Below are 18,874 nucleotides of genomic sequence, written 5' to 3'. Positions count from 1 at the left end.
GCTAATATGAAAGATGTCATTATTATCGGTGGTGGATTGGCAGGATTATCAGCGGCATGGAGATTAAGTAACCACGATATACTATTATTAGAATCAGAAAATCGTGTTGGTGGACGCGTGATGTCTGAAAGACGTGGTAACTATTGGATGAATTGGGGCGGGCATGTTTATGCAGGCGAAGGATCAGCAACAGATGATTTATTAAAATCTGTAGGTGTTAAGTCATTACCAGTGCTTGGAAAACTTTCTGCTATGCATTTAAATGGAAAACTTTTGTTAGATGGACGAGTAGAATTGTACCCATTTAGAGTGCCTATGTCATGGAAATCTAGACTAGCAATGTTGACTGCAGGTGCAAAAGTAAGAGCTGCAGTGATGAAATATGCGAAGGTTGCTCAAAAGAAAGAAGTTGAAGATTATAGTGTACAACAACAACGCATTTTAGATTTTATGAATAATAAAACATTTTCGGAGTTTACAGGAAAATTACCAGTTGACGCAGATGCTATTTTTAGGCCTACAGTAAGTAGGTCAACAGGTGAACCTGAACAAATTTCAGCTGGTGCAGGCATCGGTTACTTTCATATGATTTGGAATAAAAAAGGCGGTTTATCCCAAAACATAATGGGAGGTCCATCGACATTAACGAACACAATTGCCAACCATTTAAAAAATAAAGTTGAAATCAATGCACACGTCCAAGAAATCATTCATAATCAAGACTTTGTAACAGTGAAATATCAACAAAATGGAACTGAGTTTGTAGAAACTGCAAAGTATGCCATCATAACTACACCAGCACCAATCACACGTAAAATCACAAAAAATTTAAGTGCAAAGCTAGATTATGCACTTAGCCAAATTAAATATGGCCCACATGTGAGTGCATCATTCTTAACAAATGAACAAGGTAAACAAATTTGGGATGATGTGTACGCATTTGCTACTCCCAAGAGATCATTCGATATCTTAATACACAATTCAAATGTCATTCATGCACAGCAGAAAAATCGTGAACAGGGCAGTAGCTTTATGACATTTTCACCTGCGAATAGAGGTAAAGCATTAATTGACAAATCTGAAGACGAAATATTAGAAATATACCTGAATGATTTAGAAGAGATTCTTCCTGGGTTTAGAGATTATGTCGTAGAAGCTAAGGTGAATAAATTTCCATATGGATCAGCGTATGTGTATCCTGGACGTGCTGATATACAATCAACATTAATAGAACCAGAAGGGCGTTTGTTTTTAGCAGGCGATTATTTAGGCACGTTTTATACTGAAACAGCAATTCAAACTGGGTATACTGCTGCTCAAAATATTAATAGCTTATTAGGTTTTACCAAAAATGAAGATTTGCGAGAAGTTTTGTAAGCGTTTACAAAAAACGATGTGGAGGCTATTTTATGACAAATAAATCTATGGAGGATATGCCCTTTTGTAAGTTTCACATGAAAATTTTTTCTTATGCTAGTGGCAGTTCTTTTGTTGATGGCTATAGTTTAGGAATTATAGCCATCGCACTTTCAGTAATGCAAAATGATTTTGAAATGTCTGTGACGATGATTGGTTTACTAGGTATGGGGACATTAGCAGGTATGGTCATTGGCGGGTTAGTTGGCGGTTATTTTACTGACATATTAGGACGGAAAAAAATGTTTATTATTGATATGTTGTTATTAGGTGTTTTCACCACCGCACAATTTTTTGTTGCAGATCCAATGCAGTTAGTAGTATTGAGACTGTTGATTGGTATTGCACTAGGTACAGATTATCCAATAGCTGGTTCGCTTATGAGCGAATTTGCACCCAGAAAGCATAGGGGAGCATTGTTAGGTGGCATTAATACATTTTGGTTTATTGGCTATGCTATTTCGTATCTTGTTGGTTATTTTATGCTCCCATTAGGCACAGAGAGTTGGAGATGGATGTTATTAAGCGGGGCTTTACCAATTATCTTTTTATTATTAGCTCGACTTAATATGCCAGAATCTCCACACTGGTTAACAAAACAAGGAAAAGTGTAGAAGCAGCACAAATTGTAAAAAAAATATTTGGTGACGACGTGGTTGTTTCAAATACAATTCATGAGCATAAGAAAACAAATTTGGCAGATATTTTTAAAAATGGTTATGGCAGACGTACATTTTTTGTTTCTGTATTTTGGTCATTACAAGTGATGACTACATTTGCTATTGGAACGTATATCCCTGAGATTCTTTCACAATTTGGATTCCATGAAGGCTCACAAAAATATTTAGGATCTGCTGTTATTAATATGTTTTATTTAATAGGTATTTTTCCAGCATTATACTTAGTTGAAAAGTATGGAAGAAGACCAACTTTGATATGGCCCTTCTTGATTACTGCACTAGCTTTGTTATCATTAGGTATAGTATCTGGAGGAAACGCTCCATTTCTAATTATACTTGTACTATTTATTATTTACGGTATTTTCAATACAGCTATGGGAAGCCACCAATGGATTTATCCATATGAACTATTCCCAACTTATGTACGTGGTACAGGTGGAGGATTTACTACTACTGTGAGTCGATTAGCATCTGCTTTAAGTACATTTTTCTTTCCGATGATTTTAGAAAATTATGGGTTGAGTATAACAATGTATATTTCATCAACCCTATTATTTATTGGTTTTATACTGTCAATCTATATGGCACCGGAAACGAAAGGGAAAAATTTAGAAGAGGCAGGAGCTATTTAGGTTAAATTTTAAAGTTTTTTGAGTCTAGGTATAAATGAATGGCTTTGATTTAATTGAATACGGTTGTTATGAGCTGAATGAAGTGAAAAAGTTGACTAGATAAATTGTTTATTAACCCTAGTTACTTTTGCTGGGGCGAGACAAAAGCATCTACTATGAAAGTATGATATTTGTCTCGCTCCCGTTTGTTTCGATTTTTGTATTTTTAATCTATTGGCACAACTATTATTTATTTTGAAAACCTGATAAATAGTACATAGTAACTAACTTTGAAGGGGATGTATGATAAATGAGTAAAGATAATAAGGCTGCAGTTAAGACTGCGCTCGCTTATCTTAGTTTTATAGTTGGCGCAGGATTTACAACGGGCCAAGAACTATTACAATTCTTTGTTAACCATGGAAACTATGCATATATTGCAGTAATTCTTACAGGTATTATTGTAACGTTTGCAACTAGACAAATTTCAAAAATTGGTTATCGTTTGGACGCGAATACATATGAAATTTCATTGAACCATATTTTCGGAAAATATGTCGGTAAGGTAATTGATTATTTAACAATTTTCTTTTTATTTGGTTTAACTGTGGTCATGATTGCTGGTGGAGGCTCTGCACTTTATCAAGGGTTTGGACTTCCGATGTGGACAGGTTCATTAGCGATTGTAATTTTACTTTTTATTGTACTGCAACTTAAATTTAATAAGATCATGACAATATTAAGCGTAGTTACGCCGTTTTTAGTAATCGCAGTTTTAGTGATTGCGGGCTATAACATTATCAATCCTACAATTCCATTTTCAGAGGTAGCACAATATACAAAACCATCTAAAACGTCTAGTTCCATATGGTGGTGGGATGCAATTGTTTATGGAGGATTAATTATTGGAAATAGCTTTAGTTTCCTAACCATCGTTGGTAGTGATGCTATGAGTCATAAAACAGCGCGTAGGGGAGCGTTTTACGGTGGCCTGTCATTTAGTATATTGTTATTAATTATGACGTGTGGATTAATGGCTAACATCCAAAATGCTAATAGTGTAGATATTCCTACATTATTATTGGCCAATGATATACATCCTTATATAGGTGTATTTATGTCAGCAGTAATGATTGGTGTTATTTTCAATAGCTGTATTGGTATGTTGTATCCATTTTTAAGTAGATTTACACGACCAAGTAGTAAAGGCTACGTTGCACTTTTGGCAATTTCTTTAATTGTAGCTTTTATCTTAAGTTTTATTGGCTTTGTAGATCTTGTGAACTTTGTGTTTAAAACATTTGGCTATATTGGTCTGTTTATCAGTGCTGCATTATTAATTAGATGGGTTTATAATAAATTTAGTGAAAAACGTTTAATGTAATCGCTAAAAATGTAAATAAAAGACGTATAGTAACCAATTTTGTAGACAATTGGACTATACGTCTTTTTAATTTAAGACAAGAAACTTGTAATTGCGTCAACTAGACTATAAAGGCCTAAGAATGTGACGATTAAAACAACGATAAAACCGATAATATTAAGCCAAATGTTATTGACGAAACGGCCCATTAGATTTTTCTTGTTGATGATAATAAAGATTAGTATGGCAACGATAGGTAATATAATACCATTTAAAGCTTGTGCCACTAACAATACTTCTAATGGTTCAAATCCGAGTGAGGATGTTGTAATACCAATAAGGATAATGACTGTAAATACAATCTTGTATTTTTTACTTTCCATGCCACCTTTCCATCCTAATAAGCTACTTATTGTAGCTGCCGCACCAGTAGGGGAAGCAATCGCTGATGAAAGCCCAGCTGCAAACAAACCAATGCTAATTGCAAAGGGTGCAGCATCGCCTAAAACTGGTTTAAGTGGTCCAGAAAGTTGAATAATACTTTTGACTTCATCACCTCGAATTAATGTGGCAGCGGCAATAAGAATAGCTGCCGAAATAATACCGCCAACAGTTATTGAAATAATAGTATCCCAACGCGCAAATTTGAGTTCTTTTATACCATTAAAACGTTCGTGTACCGCTGTAGAGTGGATGAAGAAATTATAAGGGACTACTGTTGTTCCAATTAATGCTATGACAGTTATAATAGAGCCATTCGGAATCGTAGGTACAAATACACCCTTTAAAATACCAAAAATATCTGGCTTAATCACAACCATAGTTGTAATAAAGATGATGCCCATGATTACCATAAGGAAAATCATTATTTTTTCCAAAAATTTATAATTACCAAATAACCCGATAAGTAAAATAATAAAGCCGATGATAGGCGCTACTAGATTTTCTGGTAAATTTAATAGATATGCTGCACCAAGTGAAGTTCCAATTAAATCGCCACTAATATAAGCAGCACAACCAATGGTTACAGCTATTAAGGTAAACCATACAATAATCAGTTTACCTACTTTATGGGCAAACAATTCTTGTATTGCTTCCCCTAAACCTTCTCTTGTTACGAGTGACAGTCGAATAATCATTTCTTGGAGTACGATGGTTGCAACAATTGAGAAAACAACAGCCCATAATAGACTATAACCAAAACCAGCGCCACCTTGTGTCATTGTTGTTACGGTTCCAGGACCAATAAATGAAGCGGTGATAATCATACCAGGACCAAGAGATTTAATAATCTTCCTTACATTTTTGACCAATGTCATCACCCCTCATTATTTCGTTTTATTTAAATAATTTACATGACCCGCAAGTACATGTAATACAGCTGTTGAAACGAAGTGTGCAGAGTTCTGGTTTGCGTCTTGCATTGGATAAACTTCTACATAATCCATACCGCATAAGCCTAACGCACCAAACTCATATATCATTGTTAATAGTTCATAAGAACTTAGTCCATTGCCATCTACAGGACCGCCTGGATTAAAGGCAAAGTCTAGTACATCACTGCAAATTGTTAAATAGACGACATCTACATCTTTACTCGCTTGAGCATAAATGTCTCTAGCATATTGTTTTAAATCTTTTGCTGCTCTAATATCATTAATCGTAAGTGTTACTGCACCAGCTTCTTGAGCATAACGGCCTGTCTCTGGTTTGTTTCTAGGACCATGAATACCTGTATGAATGATACTTTCATTACGTATACCATCTGTTTCATATAATCTCATGAATGGGGTATTACGAGCGTAAATTTCTCCTTCATAATCAGGCATGTTGTCATAATGCGCATCCAAATGTATAATGCCCACTTTTTTACCCGTTTCTGTCAGTGACTTAAGAATAGGGTAAGTGACACCATGTTCACCACCAAAACCAACTAAAAATTTCTCGCTTTCCCATAGCCTTTTAGTGAATTTTTCAATGTTTTCATAGCTTTGTTGATTATTGTGCGCAACAAATGGTACATCACCGACATCGCCCATTGTTAAATGTTCGCTAATATCAATATGGTTCAACTCTGGTAAATATTGACTATAACGTGCTGAGCAAACTCTAATTTGTTTTGGACCTAATTCAACACCAGTATAGTCACCCCAGGTACTTTCACCTTCAAAAGGTGCACCATAAACAATAACATCTGTATCTAAATTATCTGTGGATGTAAGATTTTTACCATTTAAAAAACATGGTACATTACCATAAATATTGTTTTTCATAATGTATAACCTCCCCTTTGTTGTAAATAAGTATATATTGGATAATTTTTAATTTCAAACAAATTCAGAAAATTCTATTTTTAAACCTTTTAAAAATGTAAATATATCAATAGGAAAGTATTTTAGTTTTGAAATTTGATTAAATCATGAATACTAAGGTAAAAAAATAAGCTGATTCAAATTTGAATCAGCTTTTTGCGCCATAAAATAGAAAGTAAGTATTATGCCCAGCCACGGAAACGTGTTGCTTCAGCTGTACGTTTTAGACCTACAACATAAGCTGCTAAGCGCATATCCATTTTTCTATTTTCTGCCAAATCATAAATTTTATTAAATGCTTCAACCATCTTTTCTTCAAGTTTCGTGATAATTTCTTCTTCAGACCAATAATAGCCTTGATTATTTTGAACCCATTCGAAATAAGATACCGTTACGCCACCTGCACTAGCAAGTACATCTGGTATGATTAAAACGTCACGGTGCGTTAATATTTTAGTTGCTTCTTGTGTCGTAGGGCCATTGGCTGCCTCTGCCACAATTTTAGCTTTAATTAAATGTGCGTTTGTTTCTGTAATTTGATTAGATAATGCTGCAGGAATTAAAATATCACAGTCGAGTTCAAATAATTTTTCATTAGGAAGGACTTCTTCAAACAATGGTGTTACACGACCATGTTGTTCCTTCAATGCTAGAAGGTGTTCAATATCTAGACCTTCAGGATCATATAAAGCGCCTCGACTTTCCGATATTGCGACAATTTTAGCACCTTTATCATGTAAAATTTTAGCAATGAAACTTCCGGCATTACCAAAACCTTGAATCACTACACGAGAACCTGCAATATTAATATTTCGACGTTTTGCAGCTTCTTCAATTGTGATTACAGCACCTAGCGCTGTAGCACGATTACGGCCTTGCGAACCACCTAAAGAAAGTGGTTTACCTGTAATAAACGCAAATGCATTTGAACGGTTGATTTTACTATATTCATCCATCATCCAGGACATAATTTGGGGGTTTGTATATACATCTGGTGCTGGAATATCACTGGCAGGTCCTACAAATTGCGAGATAGCTTTGACATAACCACGTGATAAACGTTCTAGTTCTAAATTACTCATTTCTCTTGGATCACATATAACGCCACCTTTACCACCACCGAAAGGTAAGTTTGTGATACCGCATTTCATTGTCATCCACATCGATAATGCTTTGACTTCTTCTACATTCACGTCAGGGTGGAAACGGATGCCACCTTTTGTTGGGCCAACAGCTTGATTGTGTTGCGCACGATATCCTTTAAACGTTTTGACAGTGCCATCATCCATGCGTACAGGAATTCGAATTTCTAAAAACCTTAAAGGTTCTTTGACAAGTTCATACATACCATCGTCAAAACCTAATTTATGTAGGGCTTCCTTCATAATTTCTTGAGTCGAAGTTACTAAGTTATTATTTTCTGTCATGTTTATCTCCTCTATCATTACTTCAATATATAAGTTACTTATATATAAATGTTATCGATAATAAGATATAAAATCAATACATAATAACTGAATTTTTATAAAAGTTAGAAAATTCAATTAATATAAAGGTGTATAATTTTTTTGTGAACAAATATTTCATTTTAAGCTTAAATAGTGATTAAATATTGCAGAGGACGCCAAGAAAACACATTACAGTGGTGAAAATCAACATTACAAAATTGGTTAATTATACTTAAATCTTAATAGATATTGAAAGGAGAATGATGTTGTAGATAGTTATATTTAATGTTACTAAAATATAAGTGCTCATGGGATAGTTAAAAGTGATTTTTAATGGTGTACGAAAATGGCTAGCCATGATTAAAGACCATATATTTATTATAATAGTTATATTTTTTTATGACACGTTACATTGTGTATTGCTCATCTATATTGGGACTATGTCATAACTAGACTTCTCTACTATAGCTATGAACAATGAAGAAACATACGTCTTAAATATTTATATTTTACATAGATTTTACCTCGCAATAGTGATATAGAATGAAATCAACATAATGCACAATGAAAATAGAAATAAATCATATAGTAAATGACTCATAAACTTTATAGTATAAATAAAATAATAGTGTAATAACACAATTTTATTTAAAATAATTTTGAGGAATAGTTGTAATTTTCAGAAATAAATAATATTATACAATCAAACATTTTTGATTTATAGTATTTTGCAACTTGAAGTTAAGGGGTATGATTTTAAGTTCTATATGTTGATTATGTTTTAAAACAAAGGAATTGGAGCAAATTTATGACAAATAAATTAAACAGAGAGTTAAGCAATAGACACATTCAACTTATTGCTATTGGTGGTGCTATTGGTACTGGCCTATTTTTAGGGGCAGGTCAGTCTATCAGTTTGACTGGACCATCGATATTACTCACTTACATTATTGTAGGTTTTGTTTTATTTTTATTTATGCGCGCGATGGGGGAAATGTTGCTTGCTAATACGAAATACAAAACATTTGCAGATATTGCTCATGATCAAATTGGGCCTTTTGCTGGTTTTGTAACAGGATGGACGTATTGGTTAACATGGATAACTTCAGGTATGGCAGAAATTACAGCTGTTGCGAAATATGTAGAATATTGGGTTCCAGATTTACCAAATTGGATTACATCATTAGCTTGTATCTTGATACTCATGACTTTTAACTTAACGAGTACTAAAATGTTTGGTGAGTTAGAATTTTGGTTTGCCATTATTAAAGTTGTAACGATATTGGCACTCATAGTTGTGGGTGTAGTGATGATTATATTTGCGATTCAAACGCCATTTGGAAAAACGAGTATATCTAATATTTATAGTAATGGTGGATTATTTACACATGGTGCTTCTGGATTCTTTATGTCATTTCAAATGGTTGTTTTCTCATTTACAGGTATAGAAATTCTAGGTATTACAGCAGGTGAAACGAGAAATCCACATAAAACGATACCTAAAGCGATCAATAGTGTACCTATTCGTATTTTACTATTTTATGTGGGTGCTTTAGCCGTTATGATGTCAATTATTCCTTGGCAAGATATAGATCCGAACAACAGTCCATTTGTCAGCTTATTTGCATTAATTGGAGTACCATTTGCAGCTGGTTTAATCAATTTTGTAGTACTTACAGCAGCATCATCGGCTTGTAATAGTGGTATTTTTGCAAATAGTAGAATACTCTTTGGACTGTCGGAAAAAGGTCAAACACACCACTTGCTAATGAAAACGAATCATAGAGGTGTACCTTCTGTCGCAATACTTGTCACTTGTGCGTTATTATCTATAACTGTACTTTTAAATTATTTTATTCCAAATGCAACACAAGTATTTTTCTACGTAACTGCAATTTCAACTATTTTGTTAGTTGTTGTATGGATGTTCATCATGCATGCTTATGCAAAATATGCGAAATCAAATCCTAACCACCACAAAGAAAGTCAGTTCAAGTTACCAGGTGGTATTCACACTGCAAGGTTTGTACAATTATTCTTTGTCTTTGTGTTGTTGATATTATTTATTGTACCTGACACAAGAATGGGTGTTGTGTTGTCGCCAATATGGTTTATCTTATTGGGACTCATCTATTTTAATTACACGAAAAAAGAAAAAGCGCTTCAATCACAATCCAAAGAAAAAGTATAATAAAAATATTTTTAGGGAATATAACCAAAGTAATGATTACTTATAGGTTATATTCCTATTTTTTTAGGAGGAGAAAAATGGCGATACAGTATGCTAAAGATCAATCAGGTATTTATCAAACAATAAATTTGAAGATCAAAAGTGATGCACATAGTATTTTTGATTATTTAAGTACCACGGAAGGGATACAGCAATGGTTTTCTCAATTGTCATTTCAAGAACGCGTAGAAGGTGGAAAAATGTTGTTTCACTTAGATGATAGTGAAGATTTAGAAATGCGTATTACACATTTTGAAGCAAATAAAAGGATTGGTTTTACATGGGATATTGGGAAAGTGAAATTTGAATTATATGAACATCAATCCTATGTAGAATTCATTTTTTATGAGTATTTACCTTTTGAATTTCCACATATTACACTAGATTTTGCTGGATGGCAATTTCAAATAGAAAGTATCAAAAATATTGCCGAAACAGGTAAGCCGTTAGAGCAACAGGATTGTGATTTTGAAGCGAAGAAAACTGAAATTGAAGCCAGTTTAGCGGTGATTTAAAGTGAAATGCATTAAAAATTTATCAAAAAATAAGGCAAGCAAACGGAAACAAATTTCGTTTGCTTGCCTTATTAGTGCGACAAAATATATTGTAACTGATCTTTTGTATTTAAAGAAATCGTTTGTATATCAATGGTTTGTTTAGGTTACATAAGCTTAACGTTAATAACTGGTATTTTTAGCTACTTTTTTTCCATGTAGAATGAAATAAAGTACTATAGATAAAATAACGAGTGCAGCCATAGTGATATATAAATTACGATAACCCATAATTGGGATAAGCACACCTAAAATAAATGGCCCTATACCAGCACCAAAATCTGCAAACATATAGAAAGTAGAAGTTGCGAGTCCAATTTTTTCTACTGGAGACTGTTGTATAGCAATCGCTTGCGCACTTGGAATGATTGTACCGTAACCGATACCAATAAAAATTGCTGAAATAAGTAATAATAAACTTGTATGTGTTGCACTTAAAAGTATGAGTCCAACCATGAAGCTAATTAATACTGGATACATTACCTTATTTTCACCGAAATGATCATAAATTTTTCCAGTAAACGGACGTGTAACAAAGGTACTTACTGCATATACAATAAAGAAGAAACTAGATGCCGTAGCAAGGTTGATTTGTTCTGTATAAACAGTTAAAAACGATAGTACACTAGAATATGCGATACCAACGAATATGATAACAAAGGATATTGGTAATGCTTCTTTTTGGATATAAGCACTAAGCCCTTTTTGCTTAGATTCATTGTCCGTTGTTGACGGTTCTGGTTTTGGTAACCCTTTGATGAATAATGAGATAACAAAAGCGAAAATAATGACTGCCAAGCTAACGATAAAAATAGATTCGAAACCAAATCTTTGATTTAATATGATACCAGTGAATGGTCCGATTGCTGAAGCGGTCGTTACACTTAATGCATAATAACCAATACCTTCACCCTTACGTTTATCTGGAATAATTCTAGATGAAATTGTACCAGTTGCAGTTGAAGATAGACCAAAAGCAATGCCATGTAATAATCTTACTATCATTAATATAAGAAGACTGTTGATTGCAAAGTATAAAGCAACAGTGATGATTGAGAAAATAATACCGTATATTAACACTTTTTTAGGTTGCAGATTATCGATAATTCTTCCCGATACTAAACGTCCAAATAACATACCGATGATGAATATACCAGCTGCTAAACCACCCATGCTTTCCGAGGCGTGGTATTTATCAATCGTAAATATAGTGACAGTGACGATTAATGTATAATGTATTAAATACATTAAAAAGTTTGTCATTGTAATGAAGATAAAATCTTTTGACCAGAGTTTATCGTACATATTTAATACCGTCCTTTAATATAAATTTTTAACCATGATTTATTATAATAGATAATATATACTAATGTATAATTAGAATTTTTTAAGTTTACATAAGCTTTACTAATGTAAGGGGGATATAATGAATTTTGAACAATTATCGTACGTAAAAAAGATTTATGAGTTAGAATCTATTGTTCATGCTTCAGAAGCTATGCATATTAGCCAATCAGCAATGAGTCAGTCCATTGCTAATTTAGAGTCAGAGTTAGGATATAAAATTTTTAATCGTTCACGCAAAGGGACATTGCCGACGGAAGTTGGAAAACGACTTATACCTTTGATTATAGATATTTTAGAAGCTCAGACGGGTTTATTATCTGAAGTAGAAGCATTGCATAGTAATATCAAAGGTTCATTGAAAATAGCTACCATACCAACTTTATTTAATAAAATTGTACCTAAAGCTTTATCAAACTTTAAAAAGGACTATGCGCATATTGACGTAGAAGTGTTTGAAAGTGATAGACAAGAGATTATAAAAATGATTGAAAATAATGAGATAGACATCGGGCTTATAGGAAAAACTGAAAATGAAACTTTTAGTCATCGTATTGTCCCACATTCATTAAATTTATCTACTGATTTTAAACTAATTGTACCTAAAAAATCTAAACTGTCTTTAAAAAGCATGGTTGAAATGGAATCGATTAAACAGTTTCCTTTTGTCTTGTATGATCGCAATTTTTATCATAATAATTTTAAAGCATTTGAAGATGAGAATGGGCCGTTAAAAATTGTGTTTAGAACGAATAACCCAAGTGTATTGATTAAAACAGTTTCTGAAGGATTGGGTGTAAGTATCGTATCGAGTTTGATGCTAGAAGATGATCCATTTATATTAAATGGTTTAATTGAGATGTTACCCATTGGCTCGCCGTTTGATTATTATATTTATTTTACAGCTTTAACAAATGTTGATCGCGTTAATGAACAAACAATTCGTACTTTTATTGAGTATTTAAAAAAATAAAGTCCCACTAACTCAATAAATTGAGAAGTGGGACTTATGCATGAGCTTGAGCGCTACGTTTTTCAATTTTAGTCATCGCTACAAGGGTGGGAGGACGAAATCTTATTATTAAAATTAGATTTCTGTCTCACTACCCCTTATTTTGTGCTTGATATCCTAGCACGGCTAACATGTTAGTTTAGATATAAATTTTATGACTGTATTTTATCGACGAATTGATAAAATTGTGTAATGTCTGACAATTGTTGGTTACATTTGATACTGTCAAAACAAATATAGTCACCTTTTTTGGTATATTGTCCATCACTAGAAGTACGAGTTTTACGCATAAATAGAGCGACATTAGATTCCTTATTACAAATTGCGCAATAACCCTTAACGGTTTGGTTAGCAATGTCACCATAAAACCCAGTTAGTAATCCTTGTTCGTCATAATAGATGATGAATTTTCTGTTTGAAGCGATATCGTTCCATCCAATATAAGTACTTTCCAAAAGAATTTCATCACTAATAAGTGGCGATTTAAGCTTTTTAATTTTACGAAAAGTTTTTTCAACTTGCTTCTTTGAAGGGTGTTCAAATGGTATGACATATGTTTGTAAAGTTGCTAATATCTTATCTACTTGAACTTTAGAAATGCGTATATTCATTAATTTTTCAATAGCTTCAATCAGCGTATCGTCTGTTTGATGAAACTGTTGATAAATGTCTTCTTTGGTTGTTTCTTTTATAGAAGTAATTGTATTTAAGTCATTTACAGATTTATAAGCATTAAGTAAATGTGCGATGCGTTCTTTGATATAGTTAAATTGATATGGATAAAGTTGTTTTTCCAATTTTTTAAATTCCTTTCACATTATAATTCTTAAAAGCAAAAGATGCTTTGTGAAAAGAAATTTTAAACAAAGCATCAAACTATAGACAGTAATTGCTTTGTATTAATAATGAAGCATTGTTATGCAACATATCATCATCTCCACGTAATGTATTTGTTTGTTTTATATCAAATTCATAAAGAAATGTCAAAAGCAATATATGATAAAGTTTTCTCGTGAATTGAGATAAAAAACTTAACAATATTCAGTTTTTGCCTACAATATCATTAAAATATAACAAATCGATTTATGTACACTCGTGGTATACAAAAAAGCGCTTTTATAGTATAATATTTATAAATACTAGGTGTTTGTCCACTACAAAAATACATTACATTTTCTGTAATAAACAAGGGAGTTTTTGATTATGAAAAAAATAATGATTACAGGTGCTTTAGGTCAAATTGGTACGGAGCTTGTAGTAAAATGTAGAGGGTTATATGGAAACGATAATGTACTTGCTACAGATATTAGAGAGCCAGAAGCAGGTTCAGCGATTGCTGATGGCCCATTTGAAATTTTAGATGTTACAGATAAAAACAGAATGACAGAAATCGTTGAGTCTTTTAAACCAGATACTTTAATGCATATGGCTGCACTATTATCTGCAACGGCTGAGAAAAATCCACAATTTGCATGGGATTTAAATATGGGTGGTCTTTTAAATGCTTTAGAAGTAGCTCGAGAATATGATTTACAGTTCTTTACACCAAGTTCAATTGGTGCATTTGGACCTTCAACACCGAAAGTAAACACACCACAAGTTACGATTCAACGACCAACTTCTATGTATGGTGTTAATAAGGTTGCTGGTGAGTTATTATGTCAATATTACTTTGATAAATTTGGTGTAGATACAAGAAGTGTTAGATTCCCTGGATTAATATCACATATTAAAGAGCCTGGTGGCGGTACAACAGATTATGCAGTAGATATCTATTTTAAAGCAGTTCGTGAAGGACAGTATACAAGCTATATTGCCAAAGATACATTTATGGATATGATGTATATGGAAGATGCGGTTGATGCAATTATCAAGCTAATGGAAGCAGACGGTGTGAAATTAATTAATCGTAATGCGTATAATTTGAGTGCAATGAGCATTGAACCAGAAATGGTCAAAGCGGCAATTCAAGAACATTACCCAGATTTTAAATTAAATTATGAAGTTGACCCAGACAGACAAGGAATTGCGGATAGTTGGCCAAATAGTATCGACACTAGTTGTGCTAGAGCAGAGTGGGACTTTAACCCTAAATATGATTTGGCTAAAATGACAGAAGTGATGCTTAAAGAAATCTCAAGAAAAGATAAAGTCAGATAATTATTTTTGCAATGATTGATGAAGCAGTGACTAACACATAATAATCTTTTTTCAAAATAAAAGCGCTAATCCATTGTGGGTTAGCGTTCTTTTGTATTTAAATTTTTACAATTTTGATTGGACATGTTTGTCTAGGATGTGAGTTACATATTTCACACCCGTAAGCCTGTCACTCCTCTTATTTACGTCAACGGTAGCACTGTGGCAATTTAATGCAATTGATAAGTTTTAACCCTAAAAATATGCCTTTTTTTCGCATTGTTCAATACATATGATCAATGAAAACTTTAAGCTTAATTTCTAATAATAAATTTGGATATATAAATGTGAATTTCTAAAGTATATCAGTAAATATGAATGTTTTTACTTTAATCAGAGCCACTTATGTACTATTTTTTTATATAATGATAAGCTTGATTTAATAAATTTAATTAGTCTAACATAAAGATATTGTTATTTTTTAAATTTTTTGAAAATTATTGAACGAAACTATTCTGATTGGTATAATTTAATGTATTACCTATTAATAGAACATTGGAGGAAACAGTCATGTCAGAAAAAATTAAATTGATACAGCGTGAAAGCCTTAAAGAAAAACCGGATCCAAGTAATTTAGGATTTGGAGAATATTTCACAGATTATATGCTCAGTTTCGATTATGATATTGATCAAGGTTGGCATGATTTGAAAATTGTGCCTTATGGACCAATTGAACTTTCTCCAGCAGCCCAAGCATTACATTATGGACAAGCAGTATTTGAAGGATTGAAAGCCTACAAACATGATGGTGAGGTAGATTTATTCCGACCATCTGAAAATTTTAAACGTATTAACAATTCTTTGGCACGTCTGGATATGCCTAAAGTTGATGAAGATACCTTGTTAGAAGGTTTAAAACAATTAGTAGATATCGAACGTGATTGGGTGCCAGAGGGGGAAGGTCAATCATTATACATAAGACCCTATGTATTTGCTACTGAAGGTATTTTAGGCGTACGACCTTCATATTCATATAAATTATTAATCATTCTATCACCTTCAGGTTCATATTACGGCGGGGACTCTTTAAATCCTACAAAAATTTATGTGGAAGATGAATATGTGCGTGCTGTCCGTGGCGGTGTTGGTCATGCAAAAGTTGCTGGTAACTATGCAGCTAGCCTTTTAGCACAAACAAATGCATCAGCACAAGGCTATGATCAAGTATTATGGTTAGATGGTGTAGAGCAGAAATATGTTGAAGAAGTCGGCAGTATGAATATCTTCTTTGTAGAAAATGGCAAAGTGGTTACACCAGAATTAAATGGTAGTATTTTACCAGGTATTACACGAAAAACAGTCATTGAATTAGCGCAAAATCTAGGCTATGAGGTAGAAGAACGTCGCGTATCTATCGATGAGCTAATTGAAGCACACCATAATGGCGCATTAACTGAAGTATTCGGTACTGGAACAGCAGCGGTTATTTCACCAGTTGGTCAATTGAAATACGGCGATACTGAAATAGTTATCAATAATAATGAAACAGGAGAAGTAACTCAAAATTTATATGATAATTATGTTGGTATTCAAAGTGGTAAACTTGATGATCCGAACGGCTGGAGAGTAGTTGTACCAAGATATTAAGTTTTTTCAAAAATCGATAACAATAGTTATTACAATAAAAGGAGCAAGTCAGAAATCTAATTTAACAAAGATTTCAGCGTCTTGCTCCTTCTTTTTTGTTTGAAAACCATCAGCATTAAGACAGCGATGTTTCAACTTATTGCCAATATTTATATAGTGGGCCATCCTTGCCATATATTGGATCTGTGTCAGGTAAACTTATGTTTTTGATGTTCTCTAAATTTTGTGGCCATTCATCAGGTTTCCCTGTACAAAAATCATAATCATTACCATTTGGGTAAGCACCAATTACTGCAAAATCATGATGACTATGAACAAGTTTATGGCCAAAACCAGCTGGTATGATAATGACATCACCCTGTTGTATATCTACATGAGGGCCAAGTTCACCGCCTAGTTGTACGGTGGCCTTTCCTGAAACAACAATAAGTACTTCATGTGTATTGCTGTGATAATGATGTGTTGGAAATATGCCACCACGCCAAGCATTTGACCAATTGTTCTTAGATAAAATATCTAGAGGGCTCTCTTTTGGCTTGATTACATTTTTATATAGCAGTAATGCATATCTGGAGTTATTGGGAATCGAATCATCGCTGTCGCAAGAAATGGTTTCTATTTGAATATTAGGATTAGGCGTCAATGTATTCACCTCTTTTGTGGTATTACTATACGTCATAACCTAAATTTTAGTTTTTTAAACGGTGTGCATAGTCAGTGTGTTAGTTGAGTTATTTGTTTTAAGAACGATTTTTATATTAAAATTAAGTAGTAAATTGAGTGATACATATTGTTTAACATAGGAGCTGTTGAAAACATGGAATGGATATTATTTGATAAAGACGGCACAATCATATATTTTGATCGCAGTTGGATGAAAATAGGGTTGCAACTCGTTGATGACTTTATGGAAACATATAAGGATTCGATTGCTGATATAGATGGAAGTTACGCGTATTTAGGTATCATAGATGGCGAAATTCAACCAGGTACGATCATGGCGTCAGGAGCATTAGATGAAATGATTGAGGCATTTTGTAAAATTGCAAATCAAGATGTAACAAATTGGGCTCAACAAAGAAGTCAAACACTTGTTGATAATAGGGTGCCAGAAAATGTTTTAGTTGAAGGCATCAGCGAAACACTAGATACGCTGAAACAAAGAGGTTACAAATTAGGTATTGTGACAAGTGATTCTAAAAAAGGGGTAGAGCAATTTTTGGAATACACACAATTCGACCATTACTTCGATATTGTAATTTCTACTGAAGCGGATGCCGTTGAAAAACCAAATCCTGAAGTGTTGAATCCGCTTTTTTATAGATATAATGTAGAACCTGAAAATGTAGCAATTATAGGTGATACTGCGAATGATATCCAAACTGGCATCAATGCTAAATTAGGGTTGAAAGTTGCAGTTTTAACTGGTGTTGGCTTAAGAGAATCTTTTGCTCAAGCGGATTATATTTTTGAAACTGCAAATAGTGTCGTCGATATATTATAATAATAGAAATGATGCACAAAATATGGGAGTGGGACAGAAATCTAATTATATTAAATAGATTTTGTCGTCCAACCCCAGCAAGGATGACTAGAATTGAAAAAATTTGATTTAAAGCGCATTTTCAGTTCAGTCATCTACTGACAATATGAAATGAGGTTGGTACGAATCCATTATGTCTCAGCCTCTTTTTGTATAAAACGTATATGGGGTGATTGAATGATTGATGGAAGATATGCAACTTATCGTGGGGAAACATATAAAGTGGTAGAAATTGTAAGTAATGAGGTATTGTTAGTTACTGAAGATGAACGAGCTACAGAGCATGGTTTTGAAGCACAAACATATCGTCACGCTGCGCATACATTATATTATAAAAATGTAGCCAGAGACGATGTTGATGAACTTTATGAATTATATCAAGAAGCGAGATATAGTGGTGCTATTTTTGATTTATATCAAGACGTAGAGGGTCAATTGTATATTGGAACTGAAGATGAAGATAAAGCAAGTACATTTGATCTCGACCAAACAGATGAATATTATTATAGTAAATATGTTGATGAAGATGAGATAGAAAAGATTATATATCGTAAACATATTGAATAAAGTCCCAC

At 33.2% G+C, this 18,874-nt stretch carries 15 protein-coding genes and 1 pseudogene; 10 read left to right on the top strand and 6 right to left on the bottom strand.

From position 1 onward, the window contains the following. The first annotated feature begins 6 nt into the window (after positions 1–6). The 3 genes and pseudogenes from KA824_RS09945 (at position 7) to KA824_RS09935 (ending at position 4,091) form a co-directional block, all read left to right on the top strand. Positions 7–1,377 (top strand): flavin monoamine oxidase family protein, encoded by a 1,371-nt coding sequence (locus KA824_RS09945; RefSeq protein WP_181187649.1) that lies wholly within the window; start codon positions 7–9, stop codon positions 1,375–1,377. A gap of 32 nt (positions 1,378–1,409) precedes the next feature. Next, positions 1,410–2,728, top strand: a pseudogene (locus KA824_RS13025) (MFS transporter). A gap of 289 nt (positions 2,729–3,017) precedes the next feature. Further along, positions 3,018–4,091, top strand: a complete 1,074-nt coding sequence (locus KA824_RS09935) for a YkvI family membrane protein (protein ID WP_107385826.1) — start codon at positions 3,018–3,020, stop codon at positions 4,089–4,091. A gap of 71 nt (positions 4,092–4,162) precedes the next feature. Here the strand turns inward: KA824_RS09935 and KA824_RS09930 are convergent, their stop codons facing one another. The 3 genes from KA824_RS09930 to KA824_RS09920 all read right to left on the bottom strand — a co-directional run bounded on the left by KA824_RS09930 (position 4,163) and on the right by KA824_RS09920 (position 7,809). Then, entirely contained in the window at positions 4,163–5,338 is a 1,176-nt protein-coding gene (locus KA824_RS09930; RefSeq protein WP_394859105.1) for an Nramp family divalent metal transporter, read from the bottom strand. A gap of 60 nt (positions 5,339–5,398) precedes the next feature. Continuing rightward, positions 5,399–6,343, bottom strand: coding sequence for an agmatinase family protein (locus tag KA824_RS09925; RefSeq protein ID WP_181187651.1), 945 nt, complete (start codon positions 6,341–6,343; stop codon positions 5,399–5,401). A gap of 221 nt (positions 6,344–6,564) precedes the next feature. Beyond that, on the bottom strand, positions 6,565–7,809 hold the full coding sequence (locus KA824_RS09920; RefSeq protein ID WP_107384029.1) for a Glu/Leu/Phe/Val family dehydrogenase: 1,245 nt from the start codon (positions 7,807–7,809) through the stop codon (positions 6,565–6,567). Between the two features lie 829 nt (positions 7,810–8,638). Here KA824_RS09920 and KA824_RS09915 point away from each other — a divergent pair. Together KA824_RS09915 and KA824_RS09910 are read left to right on the top strand one after the other, a co-directional pair. After that, on the top strand, positions 8,639–10,021 hold the full coding sequence (locus tag KA824_RS09915; protein WP_181187652.1) for an amino acid permease: 1,383 nt from the start codon (positions 8,639–8,641) through the stop codon (positions 10,019–10,021). 77 nt (positions 10,022–10,098) lie between these two features. Continuing rightward, complete coding sequence (locus tag KA824_RS09910) at positions 10,099–10,575, top strand: SRPBCC domain-containing protein (protein WP_181187653.1); 477 nt, start codon at positions 10,099–10,101, stop codon at positions 10,573–10,575. A 162-nt stretch (positions 10,576–10,737) separates the two neighbouring features. On the opposite strand, the gene KA824_RS09905 is transcribed toward KA824_RS09910, so the two are convergent. Continuing rightward, positions 10,738–11,919: an MFS transporter gene (locus KA824_RS09905; protein ID WP_107385821.1), complete on the bottom strand. Its 1,182-nt coding sequence runs from the start codon at positions 11,917–11,919 to the stop codon at positions 10,738–10,740. Between the two features lie 121 nt (positions 11,920–12,040). Between KA824_RS09905 and KA824_RS09900 the strand changes: the two genes are divergently transcribed. After that, complete coding sequence (locus tag KA824_RS09900; protein ID WP_107504830.1) at positions 12,041–12,931, top strand: LysR family transcriptional regulator; 891 nt, start codon at positions 12,041–12,043, stop codon at positions 12,929–12,931. A 191-nt stretch (positions 12,932–13,122) separates the two neighbouring features. Here the strand turns inward: KA824_RS09900 and fusF are convergent, their stop codons facing one another. Next, entirely contained in the window at positions 13,123–13,767 is a 645-nt protein-coding gene (gene fusF / locus KA824_RS09895) for a fusidic acid resistance EF-G-binding protein FusF (protein WP_107385819.1), read from the bottom strand. Between the two features lie 406 nt (positions 13,768–14,173). On the opposite strand from fusF, the gene KA824_RS09890 reads away from it, so the two are divergent. Further along, positions 14,174–15,130, top strand: a complete 957-nt coding sequence (locus KA824_RS09890) for an NAD-dependent epimerase/dehydratase family protein (RefSeq protein WP_107385818.1) — start codon at positions 14,174–14,176, stop codon at positions 15,128–15,130. 549 nt (positions 15,131–15,679) lie between these two features. Continuing rightward, a complete protein-coding gene (locus KA824_RS09885) occupies positions 15,680–16,756 on the top strand; it encodes a branched-chain amino acid aminotransferase (RefSeq protein ID WP_107384022.1) in 1,077 nt (358 codons plus the stop codon). Positions 16,757–16,892: 136 nt separating this feature from the next. Here KA824_RS09885 and KA824_RS09880 read toward each other — a convergent pair whose 3' ends face one another. Then, positions 16,893–17,408: a cupin domain-containing protein gene (locus tag KA824_RS09880; RefSeq protein WP_308811666.1), complete on the bottom strand. Its 516-nt coding sequence runs from the start codon at positions 17,406–17,408 to the stop codon at positions 16,893–16,895. A gap of 165 nt (positions 17,409–17,573) precedes the next feature. Here KA824_RS09880 and KA824_RS09875 point away from each other — a divergent pair, with 165 nt between their 5' ends. Both KA824_RS09875 and KA824_RS09870 read left to right on the top strand, forming a co-directional pair. Further along, positions 17,574–18,260, top strand: a complete 687-nt coding sequence (locus KA824_RS09875; RefSeq protein ID WP_107385816.1) for an HAD family hydrolase — start codon at positions 17,574–17,576, stop codon at positions 18,258–18,260. Between the two features lie 216 nt (positions 18,261–18,476). Continuing rightward, positions 18,477–18,866 (top strand): hypothetical protein, encoded by a 390-nt coding sequence (locus KA824_RS09870; RefSeq protein WP_107385815.1) that lies wholly within the window; start codon positions 18,477–18,479, stop codon positions 18,864–18,866. Positions 18,867–18,874: the final 8 nt, after the last annotated feature.

It is taken from the genome of Staphylococcus sp. GDY8P198P (genome assembly GCF_017891615.1).
Classification (GTDB): Bacteria; Bacillota; Bacilli; order Staphylococcales; family Staphylococcaceae; genus Staphylococcus; species Staphylococcus cohnii.
The sequence above is the reverse complement of the archived record's forward strand: the minus strand, read 5'-3'. Positions and strand labels throughout refer to the sequence as shown.